The following is a 22,385-nucleotide window of genomic DNA, read 5'->3' as shown; positions in this document are numbered from 1 at the left end:
CAACTGCCGGACCCGTCCGGGGGTCACGCATGCGTGACATCCGCGGCCAGGGACCCGTCACCGGCGCGATCCAACACGATCGAACAAGCATTACCGCCCCTCTTCCAACATACTCAGACACGTCCTACCGTAAACGCGCAGTGATGACGCGGACATGACGTCATCCCACCTTTCGCGTGCTCGGAGGAACGTAACGATGCGTCACCTTCACACCCGCACACCCCGCCGAAGAGTCGCCGGAGCGCTGTCCGCAGGGCTGCTGTGCGTGGCGGGACTCGCCGCGCCCGCCGTGGCGGCACCCGGCCCGGTGGCCGCCGCGCCCGCCCTGGCCGACGGCCTCGCGCTCACCCCTCCCATGGGTTTCAACAACTGGAACTCCACGCACTGCCGCGCCGAGTTCAACGAGTCCATGGTCAAGGGCATCGCGGACCTCTTCGTCGAGAAGGGCCTCAAGGACGCCGGATACCGGTACGTCAACCTCGACGACTGCTGGGCCCTGCCGAACCGGGACGCGGACGGCCAACTCGTACCGGACCCGGTCCGCTTCCCCGACGGGATCAAGGCGGTCGCCGACTACGTGCACTCCAAGGGCCTCAAGCTCGGCATCTACACCAGTGCCGGCACCAAGACGTGCAACAGCGCCGGATTCCCGGGGGCCCTGGGTCACGAGTACAGCGACGCCCGGCAGTTCGCGGACTGGGGCGTGGACTACCTCAAGTACGACAACTGCAACAACCAGGGCGTGGACGCCGTGCAGCGCTACACGACCATGCGCGACGCACTGAGGGCGACGGGCCGGCCGATCGTCTACAGCATCTGCGAATGGGGCGAGAACAAGCCCTGGGAATGGGCCGCCGACGTGGGCCACTCGTGGCGCACCACGGGTGACATCAGCGACAGCTGGGGGTCCATGCTGAGCATCCTCAAGAAGAACCTGCCGCTCGCCCCGTACGCCGGGCCCGGCCACTGGAACGACCCGGACATGCTGGAGGTCGGCAACGGCGGGATGACGGACACCGAGTACCGCTCGCACTTCTCGATGTGGTCGGTCATGGCGGCGCCCCTGCTCATCGGCTCCGACCTGCGCACGGCCTCCCCCGCGACCTTCGACATCCTGGACAACAAGGAGGTCATCGCCGTCGACCAGGACCCGCTGGGCAAGCAGGGCACGGTCGTCTCGTCCGAGGACGGGCGCTGGGTGGTCGCCAAGGAGATGAAGGACGGCAGCCGCGTGGTGGCCCTGTTCAACGAGTCCGGCGCCGCCCGGCGGATCGCCACGACCGCCACGACCGTCGGCCTGCCCCGGGCCCCCGCCTACACCCTGCGCGACCTGTGGCAGCACCGGAGCTACAACACCGCGGGCACCGTCTCGGCGACCGTCCCGGCGCACGGAACGGTCCTGGTCCGCGTCGCCGCCGGCCGCGGCTGGGCCACGCATCCGCCCGCCGTCGACCTCGGCGTGGACGGCAGCCCGCTGACGGTGGCCGGCACGGCGACCACGCTGACCTCCACGGTCACCGATCTCGGCCGTACGCCCGCCGAGCACGTCGCGGTGCGGATGACCGGCCCCGGGGGATGGACGGTCAGGGCCACCTCGCCGACCACCTCCGCCGTCCTGCCGACGGGCCGCTCGCTGCGCACCAGGTGGTCGGTCACCGCGCCGGCCGGGACGCCGACGGGCTCGTACGAGCTGACCCTCAGGGCGACCTACCGCTCACCGGCCGGGACCCGCGCCACCGCCACGGTGCCGCTGACCGCGTCCGTCGTCGTACCGCCGCCCTCGGGCACCTCCGGACTCGGCGACCTGCCCTGGCTGTCGGCCACCAACGGCTACGGGCCGGTCGAGCGCAACACCAGCAACGGGGAGAGCGCCCCGGGCGACGGCCATCCCCTGACCATCGGCGGCGTGGTCTACGACAAGGGGCTCGGCGTGCACGCGGAGAGCGCCGTCGCCTACTACACCGGCAAGAAGTGCGAGAAGGTCACCGCGGACGTGGGCGTCGACGACGAGAAGGGCGCGAACGGGACGGTCGCCTTCGAGATCTGGGCCGACGGCACCGAGGTCGCCTCCACCGGCGTCCTCACCAACGCGATGCCGGCCCAGCCGGTCACCGCGGACGTGACCGGCGCCGAGGTGGTCCGGCTGGTCGTCACCGACGGCGGCGACGGCATCGACTCCGACCACGCCGACTGGGCCGACGCCCAGCTGACCTGCTGAGGCCGCGTCGGGCCCGGCAGCAGGGGTGAACGTTCCTGCTGCCGGGCCCGCGGAAGCTCGCGGGGCCCGCTCAGACCGCGGCCGCGTCCGTCCGCCGGGCGAGCGCGGCCGCGGCCGCACCGACCAGCCCCGCGTCCGTGCCCATCTGGGCCGGAGTGATCTGCAGGCGCTGCACGAAGGACAGCGTCGCGTACTGGCCGAGCGCCTTGCGCAGCGGCGTGAACAGGACGTCGCCGGCCTTCCCCACGCCCCCGCCGATCACCGCGATGTCGATCTCGACCAGCGTGGCGGTGGCCGCGATGCCGGCGGCCAGCGCCTGCGCCGCGCGCTCGAAGGAGGCCACCGCGACCGGGTCTCCGGCCCGGGCCGCGGCGGCCACCGCCGCGGCGGAGGTGTCGCCGTCGGGGCCGGGCCGCCAGCCGTTGTCCAGGGCCCGGCGGGCGATGTTGGGGCCGCTCGCGAGGCGCTCCACACACCCGCGCGAACCGCACGGGCACAGATCGCCGTCCAGGTCGACACTGATGTGGCCGATGTGGCCCGCGTTGCCGGTGGGGCCGGGGTGCAGCTGGCCGTTCAGCACCAGCCCCCCGCCGACTCCCGTCGAGACCACCATGCACAGCGCGTTGTCGTGCCCGCGGGCGGCGCCCTGCCAGTGCTCGGCCGCCGTGATGGCCACGCCGTCACCGATCAGCTCGACGGGCAGCCCTCCCGCCGCGGCCCGCACTCTGCTCACGAGCGGGTAGGCGCGCCAGCCGGGCACATTGACCGGGCTCACCGTGCCCGCGGAGGCGTCCACCGGGCCGGCGCTGCCGATACCGAGGGCCGTCGCGCGTCCCCAGAGAGGCGAGGCGGTGAGTTCGCCGAGGACCTCCTCGACCGCTCCCATCACGGTCTCGCCGTCCTGCTGCGCAGGCGTGGCGCGCTGCGCGCGCACCAGGATCTGGCCGTGGTCGTCCACCAGCGCCCCGGCGATCTTGGTGCCGCCGATGTCCAGCGCGGCCACGAGGTCGGTGTGCATCAGTGTCGGATCTCCCCGTCAAACCGTCGGTTCTCCGGACATCCAGGGGAAGTTCCCCCTTCAACCAAGGAGAAGGGTGACCGGTCTCGCGGTGGGGGCGGAGGCCGGAGATTGCGATGAACAGTCTCTCTTGCCTATGACAACGTTGTCCAGGCCTTATGCTCGACGCCACATCCTCATACAAACTCATGGTCGACGCATCCCCGTGGACGAGACAGGACAGGACAGCGCATCGTGCCCGAGACCGCACGCCGAGCAAACCCCCTCTCAGGAACGCGTTACGGCAACCGTCCGACCATGAAGGACGTGGCGGCGCGCGCCGGAGTCGGGCTCAAGACCGTCTCCCGCGTGGTCAACGGCGAGCCCGGTGTCACGCCGGAGACCGAGCGCCGCGTCCAGGAGGCCATCGACGCGCTGGGATTCCGGCGCAACGACAGCGCGCGCGTCCTGCGCAAGGGCCGCACCGCCAGCATCGGCCTGGTCCTGGAGGACCTCGCCGACCCGTTCTACGGCCCGCTCAGCCGTGCGGTCGAGGAGGTCGCCCGCGCGCACGGCGCGCTGCTGATCAACGGCTCCAGCGCGGAGGACCCGGACCGGGAGCAGGAGCTGGCCCTGGCGCTGTGCGCGCGGCGGGTGGACGGGCTGGTGATCATCCCGGCGGGCGGCGACCACCGGTATCTGGAGCCCGAGATCAGGGCGGGTGTCGCCACGGTGTTCGTGGACCGTCCGGCGGGGAAGATCGACGCCGACGTGGTCCTGTCGGACAACTACGGCGGAGCCCGCGACGGCGTGGCCCACCTCATCGCCCACGGCCACCGCCGGATCGGCTTCGTCGGCGACATGCCCCGCATCCATACGGCCGCCGAGCGGCTGCGCGGCTACCGTGCGGCCATGGAGGACGCGGGCATCGCGGTGGCGGAGTCCTGGATGTCCCTGGGCGTGACGGACCCGCAGCGGGTGCGCCGGGCGACCGAGGAGATGCTCGCCGGCCCCGACCCCGTCACCGCGATCTTCGCGGGCAACAACCGTGTGACGGTCACCGTGGTGCGCGTCCTCGCCGAGCACAAGCGCCCGGTCGCCCTGGTCGGCTTCGACGACATCGAGCTCGCCGACCTGCTCCGGCCGGGCGTGACCGTCGTCGCACAGGACGCGGCGGCTCTCGGCCGTACCGCCGCCGACCGCCTCTTCCGCCAGCTCGACGGCTCTCAGCTGCAGCCGGAGCGCATCGAGCTGCCGACCCGGCTGATCACCCGCGGGTCGGGCGAGCTGTCGCCCGTCAACTGAGCGGCCCATGGACGGGCACGCGGACCGCACCCTGGAGGCGCTGGGCCTGGGCGAGGCGCCGGCCACGGATCCGCTGCGCTACCCGGGCGCCTGGCCCGCGGAGTCCGGTCTGCTCGACGGCGATCTGCTGCTGCCCCTGGACCGCCTGACCCACGAGGACCGTGTCCCGGTCCTCGCGGTCGGTTCCAACGCCTGTCCGGGCCAGCTGCGCCACAAGATGCGGCAGGCCGGGATCACCTCGCCCGTCCCCCTGGTGCGCACCCGCGTCACCGGAATCGGCATCGGGGTCTCCGCGCACGTCAGCCGCCTGGGATACGTCTCCGCGTCACCGGTCCACGCGCCGGGCAGCGTACGGGAGTTGTTCGTCACCTGGCTCGACGCCGAGCAGCTCGCGGTGATCGACGCGAGCGAGGGCGTGCCGCTGCCGTACGGCAACTACCGGCGGGCCTGGCTGCCGTCGCCGGAGGTGCGGATCGAGCTGGCGGACGGCACGCGGCTGCCCGGCGCGTACAGCTACGTCAACCGGCGCGGGGTCCTGCACGACGGGGCGGGCCTCCCGCGCGGGCATCCCGGCCAGCGGGAGCTGATCACCGAACTGCTCACGTCCGTACCGCGGTTGCGGCAGCTGTTCGGCGTCACGCCCGAGGAGTTCTGCACGCGGGCCCGCGCCGACGCGCGGCTGTGCGAGCGGGGCACCCGGGTGCTCGCCGAGGAGAAGCTGGTCACGACGTCCGGTCTGGAGCGGTTCGTGCGCGATCAGCACACGGGCAGCCCCGGGACGGGCTCGTCGTTGTCGCCGCCCTTGACGTAGACGTCGCTGACGTAGACGTTCCTGTTGCCGCTGTCGTCGTCCGTCTTCGCCCACCAGACGTTGGTCCACTGGCCGTAGGTCTCGCGGCGGCCCAGGTTCTGCTGGCAGAAGAAGTAGTTGGTGCCCGCGTTGAGCACGCCGGCCTCGGTGCCGGAGGCGGTGTAGGACTTGGCGGTGCGCCACACGGTGCAGTTGTACTTGCCGCCGCCGATGGAGGCGCACGACGGGGCCGGGGTGGTGGACCCGCCTCCGCCGGTGGTGGTGCCGCTGCCGGAACCGCCCCCGGACGTACCGCCCGAAGTCCCCCCGGACGTGCCGCCCGACGACCCGCCCGAGGAGCCGCCCGAGGAGCCGCCCGAGGAGGAACCGCCCGTCGTGCCACCGGCGGAGGACTGCGCCGGGGCGGACGAGGAGGGGCGGCCGGTGGGCTCGGACCCGCCCTTGCCGCCGGGCGTCCCGGACCCGGCCGGCGTCCTGCCGCCCTTGTGCCGCGTGGGTTCGGGATCAACGGAACGGTCGGCGTCCGTGCGGCCGGTCGCCGCGCCGGAGGCCGCGGCGCCCGTGGCGGACCCGGCCGCCTTGGCGTCGTGCCCGGTGCTCCCCGAGCCGTTGAGCACGGCGACCGTGGTGCCGGCCGCGGCGAGGACGGTGACGACGGCCGCGGCGGCGAGCAGGGCGCGGCCCGTGCGGCGGGGCGGGGTGGGCACGGGACCGGTGGGCGCCGACGCGGGGTACGGGCCCATGGGCCCGGGCGGCCCGAAGCCGGCGGGTGCCGACTGCGCGGCGTACGCACCGGCGTCCTCGCCGTGTGCCGTGGGCGCGGCGGGAGCCGCCGGCCGGCCGGGGGCCGCGAACACCGGGAACACGGGAGCGGCGGGCTGCTCGCCCGGCGCGGTGGCGGGCGTGGCGGCCTCCTGCGGCCCGCCGGGGCCCGTGGGGCGGGCCGGCTGCGCCGGGCCGACTCCCGGGGGCGGCGCGGGACGGCCGCCCTCCGTCCGGGGCCCCGCGTCCGGACCCGGCCGCAGGGTCGTCGTCGGTGTGTCCGTGCCGCCCATGGCGGCGACCGCCTGCAGCAGCTCGCTCGCCTGCTCGGCCTCGGGGCGGGTCTCGGGCCGCTTGTCCAGCAGCCGCTGGAGCACCGGGCCCAGGGCGCCCGCGCGGCGGGGCTGCGGCAGCGGCTCGGTCACGATCGCGGCGAGCGTCGAGTACGTCGACGTACGGCGGAAGGGCGAGGAGCCCTCCACCGCCGCGTACAACGTGGCGCCCAGGGCCCAGACGTCGGAGGCCGGTCCCGGGTCGGCGCCCTGGGCCCGCTCGGGGGCCAGGTAGTCCAGGGAGCCGACGATCTCGCCGCTGCGGGTCAGGTGGGTGGCCGAGCCGTCGCCCGGGTCGTCCATGGTGGCGATGCCGAAGTCGGTCAGCACGACGCGGCCCGAGCGCTCCAGCAGGATGTTGCCGGGCTTGACGTCACGGTGCAGGACGCCGGCGCCGTGGGCGGCCGCCAGCGCGTCCATCACCCGGGCGCCGATCCGGGCGGCCTCGCGCTCGCCGAGAGTGCCGCGCTCGCGCAGCACGTCGTCCAGGGAGGGGCCGTCGACCAGCTCCATGACGATCAGCGGGCGGCCGTCGACCTCCGCCACGTCGTGGACCGCGACGACCCCGGGATGGCGCACCCGGGCCGCCGCGCGGGCCTCGCGCTGCATCCGCAGCCGCAGATCGGCCAGTTCGGGCCCGTCGGCGTCGGTGTACGTGCGCAGTTCCTTGACCGCGACCTCGCGGCCCAGGACCTCGTCGACGGCTCTCCAGACGACGCCCATGCCGCCGCGCCCGAGCTGGGCCAGGACCCGATAGCGCCCCGCCAGCAGCCGACCGGTCCCGTCGCCCTGGCCTTCCCCGTGGAGGTCTCCCCCGAAGACACCGCCGCCCCCGTCCGCTCACCCGTCCCTGCGTGCCCTCCACACTACGGGGCCGGGGTGACGGCGCCGGCCGCCGGTGACGGCTGTGACGGCCCTGCTACGTGGCGGAGGCCGTCAGGTCACCGCGCCGGGGCGAGGCGAAGCCCTCCAGGTCCGCCCGGGTCAGCCCGGCCCGGCGGGCGACCTCGGCGATGTCGAGGGCGCCGCAGTCCAGACCGCGCAGCAGGTAGCCGCTGAGCGCCTTGGCGGTGGCGGGTTCGTCCATGACGTCTCCGCCGGCCCGGTCGGCGTACCGGGCGAGCCGGGCGGCGGCCTGCTCGAACCCCTCGCGGTAGAAGGCGAAGACGGCCGCGTAGCGGGTGGGGATGTGGCCGGGGTGCATGTCCCAGCCCTGGTAGTAGGCGCGGGCGAGGGCACGGCGGGTGAGGCCGTAGTGCAGGCGCCAGGCGTCGTGCACCTTCGCGGTCGGTCCCACCGGCAGCACGTTGGTCGAGCCGTCCGACACCCGGACCCCCGTTCCCGCCGCCGCGACCTGCATGACCGCCTTGGCGTGGTCGGCGGCCGGATGGTCGCCGGCCTGGTAGGCGGCCGACACACCGAGGCAGGCGCTGTAGTCGAAGGTGCCGTAGTGCAGTCCGGTGGCGCGGCCCTCGGCGGCCTGGATCATCCGCGCGACGGTGGCGGTGCCGTCGGTGGCGAGGATGGCCTGGCTGGTCTCGATCTGGATCTCGAAGCCGATCCGGCCGGGCTCCACGCCGCGCGCCTTCTCGAACTCCTCCAGGAGCCGCACCATGGCGGTGACCTGCTCGGGATAGGTCACCTTGGGCAGGGTCAGCACCAGCCCGCCGGGCAGGCCTCCGGCCTCCATCAGGCCGGTGAGGAAGATGTCCAGGGTGCGGATGCCCCGGTCGCGCACCGGAGCCTCCATGCACTTCATGCGGATGCCCATGTACGGGGCCGCGGTGCCGTTGTCGTACGCCTGCGCGATCAGCCGTGCCGCCCGGGCGGCGCACTCGTCCTCCTCGGCGTCGGGACGGGGACCGTAGCCGTCCTCGAAGTCGACGCGCAGGTCCTCGACGGGCTCGCGCTCCAGCTTGGCCCGCACGCGCGCGTACACGGGCTCGGCGAGGTCGTCGGCCAGGCCGAGGACGGCGGCGAAGGAGGCGGCGTCCGGGGCGTGCTCGTCGAGGGCCGCGAGGGCCTGGTCACCCCAGGAGCGGATGGTGTCGGCGGCGAAGACGTCGCCGGGTACGTACACCGTGTGGACGGGCTGGCGGGTGCCGGGGTCGCCGGGGTAGCGGCGCTCCAACTCGGCGTCGACCGGGGCGAGGGAGGCGCTGATCTCCTCGCTGACGGCGCCCGCGAGGCTCGTCGCCACCTTCTCCTGCTGGCCCTGACCCATCCCACACCCTCCAATTTTCCGCACTACGGAATCAACAATCCGTAGAATGAAGTTATCCGGGCATCTTCGGGATGGTCAACACCATGTCCACGGCGGGCGGCGCCCCCGATCCCGGCATGTTCACCCTTGCCCTGTCACCGGGTATGACACATCTCTCCGCACGACTCTCCTCCCCCAGGACCCGTCCGGCCGCCGCCACCAAGGAGTCTCCGTGCCCCACCACCACCGAGTCACCCGCCGCCTGGGCGTGAAGGCGGCGCTGGCCGCGGCGGTCACCGTGCCCCTGTCCAGTGCCGCGGCGCTCTCCGCCTCGTCCGCGTCGCCGGTGTCGGGCTCGCCGGCCCCGTTCGCCTCCGCCGCGACGCGGGCGCGCCAGGCCCCCCGCCTCGAGGTCATGACGTTCAACCTGCGGTTCGCCGGCACCAGGGAGCCGAACAGCTGGCGCGACCGCAGACCCGTGATGCGCGCCCTGCTGCTCCGTGCGCACCCTCATGTCATCGGCACGCAGGAGGGCCTGTACCAGCAACTGCGGGACATCGGCCACGACCTCGGACCGGACTACGAGTGGATCGCCACCGGCCGCGAGGGCGGCAGTCGCGACGAGTCCACGGCCGTCTTCTACGACACCCGGCGCCTGGCCCCGGTCGAGCACTACACCTTCTGGCTCTCCGACACCCCGGAGGTCATCCGCTCCAACACCTGGGGCGCCGCCTTCCCGCGCATCGTCACCTGGGTCCGCTTCCGCGATCTCGCCGACGGCGGGCGGGAGTTCTACGTCCTCAACACGCACTTCGACCATGCCTCCCAGTACGCGCGCGAGCGCAGCGCCCAGCTGCTGACCGAGCGGATCGGGCAGCTGGACCGCTCGCTGCCGGCGGTGGTGACCGGCGACTTCAACGTGCCCGCGCACCGGAACCCGGTCTACGACACGCTGGCGGGCTCGGGACTCGTCGACAGCTGGGACGCGGCGGAGTGGCGCGGCGCCGCCCACGGCACCTTCCACGACTACAAGGGGCTCACGCCGGACGGCGACCGCATCGACTGGATCCTGACCACGCCGTGGGTGAGGACGCACCGGGCGACGATCGACACCTTCTCCGAGCACGGCCAATTCCCCAGCGACCATCTGCCCGTGCGGGCGTCGCTCGGCCTGGCCTGAGCGCGGCCGGACGCGGCGAGGCCCCCGCGGCCGTTCGTGCGGTCGCGGGGGCCTCGCCGAGCCGTGCGGCGGTCAGCCCTTGCGGGACTTGACCTCCTCGGTCAAGGCGGGGACGACGTCGAAGAGGTCGCCGACGACGCCGTAGTCGACCAGCTCGAAGATCGGGGCCTCGGCGTCCTTGTTGATGGCCACGATGGTCTTCGAGGTCTGCATGCCGGCCCGGTGCTGGATCGCGCCGGAGATGCCGGACGCGATGTACAGCTGCGGGGAGACCGACTTGCCGGTCTGGCCGACCTGGTTGGTGTGCGGGTACCAGCCCGCGTCCACCGCGGCACGCGAGGCACCGACGGCCGCGCCGAGGGAGTCGGCGAGCGCCTCGATGACCGAGAAGTTCTCCGCGCCGTTGACGCCACGGCCACCGGAGACCACGATCGCGGCCTCGGTCAGCTCCGGACGCCCGGTCGACTCACGCGGCGTGCGGGCGGTCACCTTGGTGCCGGTCGCCTTCTCGGAGAAGGAGACGGCCAGGGCCTCCACCGCACCGGCGGCCGGGGCGGCCTCCACGGCGGCCGAGTTCGGCTTGACCGTGATGACCGGGGTGCCCTTGGAGACACGGGACTTGGTGGTGAAGGAGGCGGCGAACACCGACTGGGTGGCCACCGGGCCCTCCTCGCCGGCCTCCAGGTCGACGGCGTCGGTGATGATGCCGGAGCCGATGCGCAGCGCGAGCCGGGCGGCGATCTCCTTGCCCTCCGCGGAGGACGGGACCAGCACGGCGGCCGGGGAGACGGCCTCGACGGCGGCCTGCAGGGCGTCGACCTTCGGCACGACCAGGTAGTCGGCGTACTCGGACGCCTCGTGCGTGAGCACCTTGACGGCGCCGTGCTCGGCGAGGGCGGCGGCGGTGTCACCGGCGCCGTTGCCCAGAGCGACGGCGACCGGCTCGCCGATGCGGCGGGCGAGCGTCAGCAGCTCCAGGGTGGGCTTGCGGACGGCACCGTCCACGTGGTCGACGTAGACGAGAACTTCAGCCATGGGAAGAGAACTCCTTGCGGATGTGCGAAGTCTGAGGGGAGGTGAGCGGGTTGAGCCGCGCGGCTCAGATGAACTTCTGGCTCGCGAGGAACTCGGCGAGCTGCTTGCCGCCCTCGCCCTCGTCCTTGACGATCGTGCCCGCGGTCCGGGCCGGACGCTGGTTCGCGGCCTCGACCTTGGTCCAGGCACCCTCGAGACCGATCTCCTCGGCCTCGATCTCCAGGTCCGACAGGTCCCAGGACTGAACCGGCTTCTTCTTCGCCGCCATGATGCCCTTGAAGGACGGGTAACGCGCCTCGCCCGACTGGTCGGTGACCGACACGACGGCCGGCAGCGCGGCCTCCAGCTGCTCGGTGGCACTGTCACCGTCACGGCGGCCCTTGACGGTGCCGTCCTCGACGCTGACCTCGGACAGCAGCGTCACCTGCGGCACGCCCAGACGCTCGGCGACCAGCGCCGGTACGACACCCATGGTGCCGTCGGTGGAAGCCATGCCGGAGACGACCAGGTCGTAGCCCGCCTTCTCGATCGCCTTGGCCAGCACCAGCGAGGTACCGATCGCGTCGGTGCCGTGCAGGTCGTCGTCCTCGACGTGGACGGCCTTGTCCGCACCCATCGACAGCGCCTTGCGCAGCGCGTCCTTGGCGTCCTCGGGACCGATGGTCAGGACGGTGATCTCCACGTCGTCGTCCGAGTTCTCGGAGATCTGCAGCGCCTGCTCGACCGCGTACTCGTCGAGCTCGGAGAGCAGACCGTCCACGTCGTCCCGGTCGACGGTCAGGTCATCGGCGAAGTGCCGGTCGCCAGTGGCGTCGGGCACGTACTTCACAGTGACAACGATCCTCAAGCTCACGCCGGCTCTCCTACTGCAATCGTCATTTCGGTGCTGTCCAGTTTCAGGCAGCATAGGCGCCTCAAGCGGCCGATCCCGATCGGGGCGGCCCGCGCTCCGAGCGAAACATTACTCGTCAGTACACCCAGAACGTTCCCGCTAAGCAAGCGCTTTGAACTGTGACCTTTGCAACGCAGCGTAATCGGAATCCGACCACTTCGCAGCGGAGCGGGAGCGTGATCAGTCCCGCAGAGCGTTGAACCCGCCCTGGTGGTAGAGGAGCGGGCGGCCGGGACCGGCCGGGTCGCCGAGGACCACCTCGGCCACCACGATGCGCTGGTCCGCCGCGGGCACGCGGCCGACGACCCGGCACACCAGCCAGGCGAGGACGTCGTCGAGCACCGGTACGCCCTCGGGGCCCTCGCGCCAGGTCGTGGGTGCCCCGAAGCGGTCGGCGCCGCTGCGGGCGAAGGTGGCGGCCAGCTCCTGCTGGTGCTCGCCGAGTATGTGGACGCCTATGTGCCCGGCCGAGGAGACCGCCGGCCAGCTGGAGGCGGCGGTGCTGATGCCGAAGGAGACCAGCGGGGGATCGGCGGAGACGGAGGTGAGGGACGTGGCGGTGAAGCCGACCGGCCCCGCGTCGCCCGGCGCGGTGATCACGGCGACACCCGCGGCATGCCGCCGGAAGACGGAGCGCAGCAGGTCGGGCGAGGCGAGCTGAGGGGTTCTGGTGCCGAGGCCGGGTGTGACCGACATGGAGTTGTCCTTCTGGGGAGAGGGGCGAACCGGTCCGTGGCCGCTCAACGGCCCGGACAGCAGGCACTCGCGGTACGCGCCGGATCGATGGGAGCCCGCCCGTGGCGAAGGAGTTCCGTAGGCATAGGGTCAGGCTGACGATACGTGGTGCACACAGTCAAGTACGTTCCGGCATCTGGGAGATGCCTCACCCCGCGGCCGCGGACCGCCCCACCGCCTCCCCCAGTGCGGCGATGACGTCGGCCTTGCGCGGCTGACCGGTGGCCCGCCGGACCACCCGGCCCCGGGCGTCGAGGACCAGCACGGTCGGGGTCCTGAGGATGCCCAGTGCGCGCACGAGGTCCAGGTGGGCCTCGGCATCGATCTCGACGTGGGTCACGCCCCGGACCAGGCCGGCCACCTCCTCCAGGACGCGCCGCGTGGCCCGGCAGGGGGCACAGAAGGCGCTGGAGAACTGCACCAGCGTGGCCCGCTCACCGAGCTCCCCGCCCAGCGCACCGAGCTCTCCGCCCAGCTCATCGAGCTCCCCGCCCGGCTCGGCCGTGCCGAGCCGCTTCCCGTCGTCACGCCCACGCACGCGTACCCTCCCGCTTCGCCGCCGGTGAAGCACTCCGTCGGCGCCCGCCGCGACGAGCGCCACCGTACGCGCCGCACGTACGGTCACCACCCGCACCAGCATCCGGGAGACGCCGAGGATTCCCGGCGCGCCCGGAGCACCTTCCTCGACCCGGTTTCCGCCACGGCCCCGGGTACGGGATGCACCTGGTGGTACGGCAGCTCACTACGTGACGAGTATCTCGCCACTCTCCGGCACCAGGACTGGCCACCCACTCGTTACTTGGGGCACGATCTGCGCAATGCCGTAAACCTACGGCTGCGTAACTTCCGCGCCGGGAGAACCCTTCCCAGGCAGAGAGAAGGGGTCCGACCCATCCATGGCTGAGCTTGTCTACCGTCCCGTCATCGGCCTCGCCAAGACGATGTTCAAGGCCTGGGACCTCAAGATCGACTGCAGGGGGTCGGAGAACGTCCCGCGTTCGGGTGGCGCCGTGCTGGTGAGCAACCACATCAGCTACCTGGACTTCATCTTCGACGGGCTCGCGGCCCTGCCGCAGAAGCGCCTGGTCCGCTTCATGGCCAAGGAGTCCGTCTTCCGGCACCGGATCTCCGGCCCGCTGATGCGCGGCATGAAGCACATCCCGGTGGACCGCAAGCAGGGCGAGACGGCCTACCAGCATGCGCTGCAGTCGCTGCGCGCCGGCGAGATCGTCGGTGTCTTCCCCGAGGCCACGATCTCCCAGTCCTTCACCCTGAAGAGCTTCAAGTCGGGTGCCGCGCGCATGGCCCAGGAGGCCGGCGTCCCGCTCATCCCGATGGCACTGTGGGGCACGCAGCGGCTGTGGACCAAGGGCCACCCGCGCAACTTCAAGCGCAGCCACACCCCGATCACCATCCGGGTCGGCGCGCCGGTGGAGGCGCCGCAGGACCAGTACGCCGGCGCCATCACCCGGCGGCTGCGCGAGCGCGTCCAGGAGCTCCTGGAGGCCGCGCAGCGCGCCTATCCCGTGCGTCCCAAGGGACCGGACGACACCTGGTGGATGCCCGCGCACCTCGGCGGCACGGCGCCGACTCCCGAGCAGGTGAAGGCTGCGGAGGCCGGCTGAGCCCTCACGCCGGACCACCCCGGAGCGCGCGCGGCAGCGTCCGCCAGAGGTGCTCGCGGTCGCGGGCCGATCGCAGCGCCGCCAGGACGGACGGGTCGGGTGCCGCGTACAGGACCGGGTGGTCCACCTCGCCGGCGTCCGGGTCGGGGGTGAAGGCCAGCCGCTCGCCGTCCAGGGAGAACCGGGCGTCCACGCCCGGTTTGTTGCCCCGCGGGTCCTGGCGGTGCCAGGTGCCGTGGAAGCGCACGGCGACCAGGCCGTGCAGCACGTCGAACTTCTGGTAGCACAGGGCCGTCGGGATGTCCTCGGCGCGCAGCAGGGCCGCGAGCGCGTGCGCCTTGGCGTAGCAGATGCCGGTGCGCCGCTCCAGGACGTCGGAGGCACGCCAGGTGACGCGCGGATCACCGGAATCCTGCGAGTGCGGGATGGTGTCGCGTACGAACTCGAACGCCAGGCGTGCATAGGCATACGAGTCCGCCGCAATTCTGGCCAGCTCCGCGGCCGTCTTCCGCACCAGCGGGTGGTCGTGGTCGATGACCTCGTCGGCAGCCAGGTAGGCGGACAGGTCAGGATCGTGCTGGATCAGCTCCATGCCCGCAGAGCATAGGAATGCGATCACGCGAAGGTCAATGAATTTTCGAGCAATCGCATACCTATGCAGACTGAGGTGCTAGTGCCGCGCCATCTCCTCCTTGAGCGCGGCGACGAACGCGTCCACGTCGTCCTCGGTCGTGTCGAAGGCGCACATCCAGCGCACGACGCCGGCCGCCTCGTCCCAGAAGTAGAAGCGGAACCGCTTCTGCAGACGCTCGCTCACCTCGTGCGGGAGCTTGGCGAAGACGCCGTTGGCCTGCACCGGGTGGAGGATCTCGACGCCGTGCACGGCGCGCGCGCCCTCGGCCAGCCGCTGGGCCATCTCGTTGGCGTGGCGGGCGTTGCGCAGCCAGAGGTCCTTGGCGAGCAGCGCCTCCAGCTGCACCGACACGAAGCGCATCTTGGAGGCGAGCTGCATCGACAGCTTGCGCAGGTGCTTCATGTGGCTGACGGCGTCCTGGTCGATGACGACGACCGCCTCGCCGAAGATCGCGCCGTTCTTCGTCCCGCCCAGGGAGAGGATGTCGACGCCGGCCGCGTTGGTGAACGTCCGCATCGGGACGTCCAGCGACGCGGCCGCGTTGGCGATGCGGGAGCCGTCCAGGTGCACCTTCATGCCGTGCGCGTGGGCGTGGTCGCAGATCGCCCGGATCTCGTCGGGCGTGTAGAGCGTGCCGAGCTCCGTGCTCTGGGTGATCGAGACGGCCTGCGGCATGGCGCGGTGCTCGTCGTCCCAGCCGTACGCCTGCCGGTCGATCAGCTCCGGGGTGAGCTTTCCGTCGGGGGTGGGCACGGTGAGCAGTTTCAGGCCGCCCATGCGCTCCGGCGCCCCGCCCTCGTCGACGTTGATGTGCGCGCTCTCGGCGCAGATCACGGCTCCCCAGCGGTCGGTGACCGCCTGGAGCGCGACGACGTTCGCGCCGGTGCCGTTGAACACCGGGAAGGCCTCCGCCGTGGGGCCGAAGTGGCTGCGGACCAGCTTCTGGAGGTTCTCGGTGTAGTCGTCCTCGCCGTACGCGACCTGGTGCCCGCCGTTGGCCAGGGCCAGCGCGGCGAGCACCTCCGGGTGGGCCCCGGCGTAGTTGTCACTGGCGAAACCGCGGACCTGCGGATCGTGATGGCGACGCGCGTCGGTCTTCGGGGGGTTCACGGCTTCTCGGTCAGCCACAGACGCTTTCCGTTCACATCGGCGGCGGGCCTGCTCCAGACGTCGACGATGGCCTCGGCCAGGTCCTTGACGTCCGTGAAGCCCGCGAACTTCGCGTTGGGGCGGTCCGCGCGCATCGCGTCGTGCACCAACGCCTTCACGACCAGGATCGCAGCCGCCGACGTCGGCCCTTCGGCGCCTCCCGCCTTGCGGAAGAAGTCGGCCAGGGCCAGCGTCCACGCCTCGGCCGCGGCCTTGGCGGCGGCGTACGCGGCGTTGCCCGCGGTGGGCCTGCTCGCGCCCGCGGCGCTGATCAGCACGTACCGGCCGCGGTCGCTGTGCTGCAGCGCCTCGGAGAAGGCGAGGGAGGTGTTCTGCACCGTGCGGATGAGCAGCAGCTCCAGGAAGTCCCAGTCGTCGAGGCTGGTCTTGATGAAGGTCTCACTGCCGCGCCAGCCGCCGACGAGGTGGACCAGGCCGTCGACGCGGCCGAACTCCTTCTCGATGTGCTGGGCCCATTCCTTGGTGGCCTCCAGGTCCAGCAGGTCCACCGGCTCCCCGGTGACGGTGGCGCCGCCCGAGGCGTACCGGGCCGCGTCCACGGCCTCCGCGAGCCGTACCGGATCGTTGTCGGCGGCGACCACGGTCGCCCCCGACTCGGCCAGCCTGAGCAGTGCCGCGCGCCCGGCGGGCCCGCCTCCGCCCGCGACCGCGATCACCGCACCGCTGAGAGCTCCGTTCCCCGCCATGGTCTTCGCCTCCTGAGCCACGTTCTCGGTGGTGCGGTCGCTCACGCGGCGACCCGCTCCGCGCTCTCCGCGGTGATGCCCTTCGTGGAGGCAATCACGTTCTTCAGCTTCTTGGAGAGGGCTTCATAGAACATGCTCAACGGAAACTCGTCAGGAAGCACGTCATCGACGAGCTTTCGCGGCGGCAAGGTCAGATCCAGGGCGTCGGGACCCTTGGCCCAGCGCGATCCGGGGTGCGGGGCCAGGTAGGCGGAGACCAGCTCGTAGCCGGCGAACCAGTGCACGAGTTTCGGGCGGTCGATGCCGTCGCGGTAGAGCTGCTCGATGTCGGCGCACAGCTGGTTGGTGACCTGCGGGGCGCGCTGCCAGTCGATGAACAGCTTGTTGTCGGTCCAGCGCACGACGTCGTGCTTGTGCAGGTAGGCGAAGAGCAGCTGGCCGCCCAGGCCGTCGTAGTTGCGCACGCGCTCGCCGGTGACCGGGAAGCGGAACATGCGGTCGAAGAGCACCGCGTACTGCACGTCACGCGCCTGCGGGACGCCGTCGGCCTCCAGCTTCACGGCCTCCTTGAAGGCGGTGAGGTCGCAGCGCAGCTCCTCCAGGCCGTACATCCAGAACGGCTGCCGCTGCTTGATCATGAACGGGTCGAAGGGCAGGTCGCCATGGCTGTGGGTGCGGTCGTGGACCATGTCCCACAGGACGAAGGCCTCCTCGCAGCGCTTCTGGTCGTGCACCATCGCCGCGACGTCCTCGGGCAGGTCGACGCCCAGGATGTCGACGGCGGCGTCGGTGACCCGGCGGAAGCGGGCGGCCTCGCGGTCGCAGAAGATGCCACCCCAGGAGAATCGTTCCGGCGCCTCGCGCACGGCGATGGTCTCGGGGAAGAGCACGGCGGAGTTGGTGTCGTAGCCGGCCGTGAAGTCCTCGAACGTGATCCCGCAGAACAGCGGGTTGTCGTAGCGGGTGCGCTCCAGTTCGGCCAGCCACTCGGGCCACACCATGCGCAGCACGACCGCCTCGAGGTTGCGGTCGGGGTTGCCGTTCTGCGTGTACATCGGGAAGACGACCAGGTGCTGCAGGCCGTCCGCGCGGTGCGCGGCGGGCTGGAAGGCGAGCAGGGAGTCGAGGAAGTCGGGGATCCCGAAGCCGCCCTCGGCCCACCGGTCCAGGTCCTTGGCCAGGGCCTCGTGGTAGTCGCTGTCGTGCGGGAGCAGCGGGGAGAGCTCACGCAGGGCCTCGACGACACGCCCGACGGCGGCCTCGGCGTCCGCGCGCCCGGGGGCGCCCTCGGCCTCGAAATCGATCGACCCGTCCTTGGACTGCCATGGCCGGATCAGCTCCACGGCATCCTTGAGCACCGGCCACGCCGGGTGCTCGACCACCCTGGTCGCGGGAGAAACCTGCTCCCCCATAGCCGCCTGCACAAGAATTTCCGTCATGTCCCATCCTCCACGGGAGAAGCTCGCGTATCGAGACCGTATACATACGAGCTTCCTTCCAGCAAGAGGAGCCTCGGGAGATTATCCTGTGCAACCGCATGGTCACCGAAGTTTTTTCTGTCTGATGCGGTGAAGACCGTCGTTCCGGGTATACGTACCCGCCCCACGGGTAGGAACCTGAGGTCAATGTCACCAGGACTCGCCCACGTCAGGGTGACGGCACCCGGCGGCACGGGCCGGATTCGCCCCGAACGCCACGCCAATCCCCTGTGTACGAGCGGGTTCATCGCGAGACGGGGCCGTTAGGCTGCGGCTCTGCCCGTGTGGCCGTCCGCTCCGGTCCGCGCGCACGCCGAGCCGCCGTCGACGGAAGCGAGTTGAACCTTGAACTTCCTTACCATCGGTCACCGCGGAGTCATGGGTGTCGAGCCCGAGAACACCCTCCGTTCCTTCGTCGCCGCCCAGCACGCCGGGCTCGACGTGATCGAACTCGATCTGCATCTGAGCAAGGACGGCGCCCTCGTCGTCATGCACGACACCGACGTGGACCGAACGACCGACGGCACCGGCCCGATCGCCGAGAAGACCCTCGCCGAGCTGCGTGCCCTGGACGCGGGCCGCGGGGAGCGCGTGCCGGTCTTCGAGGAGGTCCTGGAGGCGGTCACCTCGCCGCTCCAGGCCGAGATCAAGGACGTGCAGGCGGCCAGGGCGCTCGCCGAGGTCATGCTCCGGCGCGACCTGGTCTCCCGGGTGGAGGTGTCCTCGTTCCACGACGAGGCGGTCGCCGAGACCGCCCGGCTGGTGCCCGGGGTGCGGACCGCGCTGATCGGCAGCCACTACGGCACCGACATCGTGGAGCGCGCCGTGGAGTGCGGCGCCGCGACCGTCTGCCTCAACATCCGCCGGCTGACGCTGGAGATCGTCGAGATGGCCCGCAAGGCGGACCTGAAGGTCCTCGGCTGGGTGGTGAACACCCAGGACCACCTCCGTCTCGTACGGGCCCTGCAGCTGGACGGCGCCACCACCGACTACCCGGAGATCAAACGCACCGGACGCTTCACCGCGTGACCGGCCGCCCGGGGCTCACGCCAGCTCCTTGACCAGCAGCTCGAACTGCAGATCGGCGCGCTGCGGGACGCCGAAGCGCTCGTCGCCGTACGGGAACGGCGTCATCCTTCCCGTACGGCGGTAGCCGCGCCGCTCGTACCAGGCGATCAGGTCCTCGCGCACGGAGATCACGGTCATGTGCATCTCGCGCACGCCCCACGTCTCGCGCGCCGCCCGCTCCGCCTCCGCGATGATCACCTTGCCGAGGCCGGCGCCCTGCAGCTGCGGGCTGACGGCGAACATCCCGAAGTAGGCGTACGCACCGCGGTGTTCGAGCTGGCAGCAGGCGATCACGGCGCCGCCGCGCTCGACCGTCAGCAGCCGGCTGTCGGGGGCCTTGATGACGGCGAGCACGCCCTCCGTGTCGGTGCGCCGGCCCTCCAGGATGTCCGCCTCGGTGGTCCAGCCGGTCCGGCTCGAGTCCCCGCGGTAGGCCGACTCGATCAGTGCGACCAGGGCGTCCACGTCGGCGTCGACGGCGTCACGGAACGTCAGTCCGGTGGCGGCGGTGTCCATGGTGCGGCTCTCCGATCTCTCACGCGGCGCGGGCACGCACGAGCGTAACGCCGACAGTAGGCTCAGGACGCATGGTGCATGTTCTGAGCAGCCGCACTCTTGTCCGGCCCACTGATCCCGAACGCTCCCGGCGGTTCTACGGCGAGCAGCTGGGGCTGGCCGTCCACCGCGAGTTCGGCACGGGACCCGAGCGCGGCACCGTGTACTTCCTGGGCGGGGGCTTCCTGGAGGTCTCCGGGCGGTCGCAGGCGGGGTCCTCCCCGGGCGTGGGGCTGTGGCTGCAGGTCGCGGACGCCGCCGCGGCGCACGAGGAACTGCTCGCCAAGGGGGTCGAGATCGTGCGGCCGCCGGTGAAGGAGCCCTGGGGCCTGGTCGAGATGTGGATCGCGGACCCGGACGGCACGCGGATCGTCCTCGTCGAGGTGCCGGCGGACCACCCGATCCGCTACCGGCCCGGCATCTGACGCCGCCGGCGGCGGTCGGTACGGGCCGGCTCCCGGAAACCGGCGCCCGGCGGCCGGTCGATCCACGGCGGGCGTTCAGGCGCGCAGCGCGCCGAGGTGCCCTTCGAGGCGGCCCAGCAACTCGCCGAGCAGTCCGGCCAGTTCACCTTGCCCCCGCGGGTCGAGGACGGCCAGTACGGCGGTCTCGTAGGACAGTTGCTCGGGGAGGATGCCGTCGACGAGGTCACGGCCGGTGTCGGTGAGGCGGACGTGCGCCACGCGGCGGTCGCGCGTGTCGCCGCGGCGCTCCACCAGACCGCGCTCGGTCAGCTGCTTGAGCCGCTTGGTGACGGCGGCACCCGAGGAGAAGGTCTCGCGGGCCAGGTCGCCGGGGGTCAGCTCGTGGCCGGTGCGGCGCAGCGCGCCCAGCAGGTCGAACTCGGGACGGCTGAGACCGGCACGGCGCAGCGGCGCGTCCTCGGCCTGCTGGAGGAGGGCGGCGCAGCGGTTGATGCGGCCGATGATCTCCATGGGGCCGGTGTCGAGATCGGGGTGGACGGCCTGCCACTGCCGCACGACCGCGGAGACGGTGTCGTCGCCTCTGCCCGCCCCCGCCTGCCGTCCGTTCGGTGCCGTCATGGCCGTACGCCCTCCGCTCTCTCGCTGAGGTGCAGCCCCTGGTGCCGCACCGTAGCCGCGAGCGTACGGTGTCCGGCCTGCTCGGCGCGCACGACCCGCTCCTGGGGCAGGGCGCGCTGCCACCATTCGCCGGAGGCGGCGTCGGCGGTGGCGCGCAGTTCGGCCAGGGCGGAGGCGAGCGCGCGGCGGGCGGACTCCACGGCGGCGGGCGCGGGGGCGGACTCGGCCAGGAGACGGGCGGCGTGTTCGCGGGCGCGTGCGGTGGCGGTCAGGGCGTGCTCGACGCGGTCGCCGGAGCGGCGGTTGGTGACGGCGACGGCGGCGAGGAAGCCCACCAGGGCGCCGACGGCGGTGTCCACGACCCGCTCGGTGATCAGCACCCCGGGCTCCTGGAATCCGGTGAACTCGGTGATGAGCAGGGCCATCGGGGTCACGCAGACGGAGCCGAGCCAGTAGTTGCGGCCGATCAGCGCCTCGGCGCCGAAGTTGAAGGCGAGGCAGCACAGGACGAGCGCCGCGGGGCCGAGGTGGGCGAGCGGGACGACGGCGGCGAAGAGGAGGACGCCGAGGAGGTTGCCGACGACGCGCTGGACGCTGCGGGTCCAGGTGAGGGCGAGGTTGGCCTGGTAGAGCGAGGCCGCGGTGACCAGCGCCCAGTAGGGGCGGCCGACACCGAGGGCGAGGGAGGCGTATCCGGCGAGGGCGCAGCCCAGGGCGGTGCGGACGGCGATGGGGGCGAGCGGGCCGAGTCGCGCCCGCAACGGGCGGGCCGGGGCGGCGAGTTCGGCCTCCACACCGAGGATCTCACCGGACGCCGCCGGGTCGTGGACCTGCGGGACCGGACCGGTTCCGGTCAACTCGCCTGCCCAGGTGCGCAGTTGTTCCGGATCGGTGTCCGCGGGGGCGGCGAGGGCGACCTCGGCGCGGACGACGAGGCGTTCCAGGCCGCGCCGGGTGCGGGTGTCCCGGGCGGCCAGGAGCGACTGCCAGGCGGCCTGTACCGCGGCGGCCGCCGCGGCGCGGGCGTGGCCGTCCGCGGCGCCGCGCGTGGCGGCGTGCCCGGCCGCGGCCTTCAGGGCCCCCGCGGTGGCCCGGCGCTCGGGTCCGTGCGGACGCAGCAGCCCGGGGGCCATGCCGACGAGCCAGGACCACGCGCCCGCCGCGCCGGCCAGCGCGAGGTGGCCGGGGACCTGGCCGAGCGTCTGCGGCGCGAAGAGGGAGGCGGAGGTGACGAAGGTGAGCACCACGTTGCCGGGCGGGCCGAGGCGGGTCGCGTCGCACAGCGCCTTCTGCAGCGCGGCCAGCAGCGCACCGACCGTGACGAGGACGACGGCGGAGGAGGTGAGCGAGGCGACGGCCAGGGAGACGGCGAGGCCGCCGACCATGCCGAGCACCACCCGGGCCAGGACGCGGGCCCGGGCGGCGTAGGGGCGGTTGTGGGCGTACAGCGCGCACAGCGACCCGGCCATGGTGTACAGCGCCAGGTCGAGGCGGCCGAGGGCCAGCAGGAGCAGGTTGGGCGGGGCGACCGAGGCGACCACGCTCAGCGCGGGCTTGAACCAGATGTCCGCGGGCCGGCCGAGGCGCAGGACACCGGCGAGCGGGAGGCGTCGGGTGCGCGGGGCGGGGGCGGGGGGCACTGGCGTCATACGACAT

The 22,385-nt window shown here is 72.3% G+C and carries 21 protein-coding genes; 7 read left to right on the top strand and 14 right to left on the bottom strand.

Annotated features, from left to right (window positions below; translation table 11 throughout):
- Nucleotides 1–196: 196 nt before the first annotated feature.
- Nucleotides 197–2,218, top strand: a complete 2,022-nt coding sequence (locus ACIRPX_RS28535; protein ID WP_404200406.1) for an NPCBM/NEW2 domain-containing protein — start codon at nucleotides 197–199, stop codon at nucleotides 2,216–2,218.
- Between the two features lie 70 nt (nucleotides 2,219–2,288).
- Here the strand turns inward: ACIRPX_RS28535 and ACIRPX_RS28530 are convergent, their stop codons facing one another.
- Complete coding sequence (locus ACIRPX_RS28530) at nucleotides 2,289–3,236, bottom strand: ROK family protein (RefSeq protein ID WP_404200404.1); 948 nt, start codon at nucleotides 3,234–3,236, stop codon at nucleotides 2,289–2,291.
- Nucleotides 3,237–3,470: 234 nt separating this feature from the next.
- Here ACIRPX_RS28530 and ACIRPX_RS28525 point away from each other — a divergent pair, with 234 nt between their 5' ends.
- Together ACIRPX_RS28525 and ACIRPX_RS28520 are read left to right on the top strand one after the other, a co-directional pair.
- On the top strand, nucleotides 3,471–4,520 hold the full coding sequence (locus ACIRPX_RS28525; RefSeq protein WP_404200401.1) for a LacI family DNA-binding transcriptional regulator: 1,050 nt from the start codon (nucleotides 3,471–3,473) through the stop codon (nucleotides 4,518–4,520).
- A gap of 7 nt (nucleotides 4,521–4,527) precedes the next feature.
- Complete coding sequence (locus tag ACIRPX_RS28520; protein WP_404200398.1) at nucleotides 4,528–5,331, top strand: hypothetical protein; 804 nt, start codon at nucleotides 4,528–4,530, stop codon at nucleotides 5,329–5,331.
- Here ACIRPX_RS28520 and ACIRPX_RS28515 read toward each other — a convergent pair.
- Both ACIRPX_RS28515 and ACIRPX_RS28510 read right to left on the bottom strand, forming a co-directional pair.
- Nucleotides 5,277–7,196: a protein kinase gene (locus ACIRPX_RS28515; protein WP_404200466.1), complete on the bottom strand. Its 1,920-nt coding sequence runs from the start codon at nucleotides 7,194–7,196 to the stop codon at nucleotides 5,277–5,279. The genes ACIRPX_RS28520 and ACIRPX_RS28515 overlap by 55 nt on opposite strands.
- 148 nt (nucleotides 7,197–7,344) lie before the next feature.
- The gene (locus ACIRPX_RS28510) at nucleotides 7,345–8,649 is read right to left on the bottom strand and encodes a DUF6986 family protein (RefSeq protein ID WP_404200395.1); all 1,305 of its coding nucleotides are present in this window, start codon (nucleotides 8,647–8,649) and stop codon (nucleotides 7,345–7,347) included.
- A gap of 211 nt (nucleotides 8,650–8,860) precedes the next feature.
- Between ACIRPX_RS28510 and ACIRPX_RS28505 the strand changes: the two genes are divergently transcribed.
- Complete coding sequence (locus ACIRPX_RS28505) at nucleotides 8,861–9,808, top strand: endonuclease/exonuclease/phosphatase family protein (protein WP_404200392.1); 948 nt, start codon at nucleotides 8,861–8,863, stop codon at nucleotides 9,806–9,808.
- A 72-nt stretch (nucleotides 9,809–9,880) separates the two neighbouring features.
- On the opposite strand, the gene ACIRPX_RS28500 is transcribed toward ACIRPX_RS28505, so the two are convergent.
- From ACIRPX_RS28500 to ACIRPX_RS28485, 4 genes are all read right to left on the bottom strand, one after another.
- Nucleotides 9,881–10,843, bottom strand: coding sequence for an electron transfer flavoprotein subunit alpha/FixB family protein (locus ACIRPX_RS28500; RefSeq protein WP_404200389.1), 963 nt, complete (start codon nucleotides 10,841–10,843; stop codon nucleotides 9,881–9,883).
- A 64-nt stretch (nucleotides 10,844–10,907) separates the two neighbouring features.
- Nucleotides 10,908–11,696 (bottom strand): electron transfer flavoprotein subunit beta/FixA family protein, encoded by a 789-nt coding sequence (locus tag ACIRPX_RS28495; RefSeq protein WP_404200386.1) that lies wholly within the window; start codon nucleotides 11,694–11,696, stop codon nucleotides 10,908–10,910.
- A 219-nt stretch (nucleotides 11,697–11,915) separates the two neighbouring features.
- Nucleotides 11,916–12,431 (bottom strand): flavin reductase family protein, encoded by a 516-nt coding sequence (locus ACIRPX_RS28490; RefSeq protein WP_404200383.1) that lies wholly within the window; start codon nucleotides 12,429–12,431, stop codon nucleotides 11,916–11,918.
- Between the two features lie 187 nt (nucleotides 12,432–12,618).
- A complete protein-coding gene (locus ACIRPX_RS28485) occupies nucleotides 12,619–13,110 on the bottom strand; it encodes a TlpA family protein disulfide reductase (protein ID WP_404200380.1) in 492 nt (163 codons plus the stop codon).
- 256 nt (nucleotides 13,111–13,366) lie between these two features.
- On the opposite strand from ACIRPX_RS28485, the gene ACIRPX_RS28480 reads away from it, so the two are divergent.
- Nucleotides 13,367–14,095: a lysophospholipid acyltransferase family protein gene (locus ACIRPX_RS28480; protein ID WP_404200377.1), complete on the top strand. Its 729-nt coding sequence runs from the start codon at nucleotides 13,367–13,369 to the stop codon at nucleotides 14,093–14,095.
- 4 nt (nucleotides 14,096–14,099) lie between these two features.
- On the opposite strand, the gene ACIRPX_RS28475 is transcribed toward ACIRPX_RS28480, so the two are convergent.
- The 4 genes from ACIRPX_RS28475 to ACIRPX_RS28460 form a co-directional block, all read right to left on the bottom strand.
- The gene (locus ACIRPX_RS28475; RefSeq protein ID WP_404200374.1) at nucleotides 14,100–14,687 is read right to left on the bottom strand and encodes a transglutaminase domain-containing protein; all 588 of its coding nucleotides are present in this window, start codon (nucleotides 14,685–14,687) and stop codon (nucleotides 14,100–14,102) included.
- Nucleotides 14,688–14,765: 78 nt separating this feature from the next.
- The gene (locus tag ACIRPX_RS28470) at nucleotides 14,766–15,839 is read right to left on the bottom strand and encodes a threonine aldolase family protein (RefSeq protein ID WP_404200371.1); all 1,074 of its coding nucleotides are present in this window, start codon (nucleotides 15,837–15,839) and stop codon (nucleotides 14,766–14,768) included.
- The gene (locus ACIRPX_RS28465) at nucleotides 15,836–16,585 is read right to left on the bottom strand and encodes an SDR family NAD(P)-dependent oxidoreductase (RefSeq protein ID WP_404200463.1); all 750 of its coding nucleotides are present in this window, start codon (nucleotides 16,583–16,585) and stop codon (nucleotides 15,836–15,838) included. The genes ACIRPX_RS28470 and ACIRPX_RS28465 overlap by 4 nt, the downstream gene beginning before the upstream one ends.
- Nucleotides 16,586–16,626: 41 nt before the next feature.
- Entirely contained in the window at nucleotides 16,627–18,024 is a 1,398-nt protein-coding gene (locus ACIRPX_RS28460) for a DUF6421 family protein (protein WP_404200368.1), read from the bottom strand.
- Between the two features lie 384 nt (nucleotides 18,025–18,408).
- Here ACIRPX_RS28460 and ACIRPX_RS28455 point away from each other — a divergent pair, with 384 nt between their 5' ends.
- Entirely contained in the window at nucleotides 18,409–19,092 is a 684-nt protein-coding gene (locus tag ACIRPX_RS28455; protein WP_404200365.1) for a glycerophosphodiester phosphodiesterase, read from the top strand.
- A gap of 15 nt (nucleotides 19,093–19,107) precedes the next feature.
- Here ACIRPX_RS28455 and ACIRPX_RS28450 read toward each other — a convergent pair whose 3' ends face one another.
- Nucleotides 19,108–19,647 carry a GNAT family N-acetyltransferase gene (locus ACIRPX_RS28450; RefSeq protein ID WP_404200362.1) on the bottom strand — a complete coding sequence of 180 codons (540 nt, stop codon included), beginning with the start codon at nucleotides 19,645–19,647 and terminating at the stop codon, nucleotides 19,108–19,110.
- 71 nt (nucleotides 19,648–19,718) lie between these two features.
- Here ACIRPX_RS28450 and ACIRPX_RS28445 point away from each other — a divergent pair, with 71 nt between their 5' ends.
- Nucleotides 19,719–20,111 carry a VOC family protein gene (locus ACIRPX_RS28445; protein ID WP_404200359.1) on the top strand — a complete coding sequence of 131 codons (393 nt, stop codon included), beginning with the start codon at nucleotides 19,719–19,721 and terminating at the stop codon, nucleotides 20,109–20,111.
- Between the two features lie 75 nt (nucleotides 20,112–20,186).
- On the opposite strand, the gene ACIRPX_RS28440 is transcribed toward ACIRPX_RS28445, so the two are convergent.
- On the bottom strand, nucleotides 20,187–20,729 hold the full coding sequence (locus ACIRPX_RS28440; RefSeq protein WP_404200356.1) for a MarR family winged helix-turn-helix transcriptional regulator: 543 nt from the start codon (nucleotides 20,727–20,729) through the stop codon (nucleotides 20,187–20,189).
- On the bottom strand, nucleotides 20,726–22,378 hold the full coding sequence (locus ACIRPX_RS28435; protein ID WP_404200353.1) for an FUSC family protein: 1,653 nt from the start codon (nucleotides 22,376–22,378) through the stop codon (nucleotides 20,726–20,728). Before ACIRPX_RS28435 ends, ACIRPX_RS28440 begins: the two co-directional genes overlap by 4 nt.
- Nucleotides 22,379–22,385: the final 7 nt, after the last annotated feature.

Origin of the sequence: Streptomyces sp. NPDC101225 (assembly GCF_044767585.1) — a bacterium.
Classification (GTDB): domain Bacteria; phylum Actinomycetota; class Actinomycetes; order Streptomycetales; family Streptomycetaceae; genus Streptomyces.
Note: the sequence above shows the minus strand (reverse complement) of the source record. Positions and strands in the feature narration are given on the sequence as shown.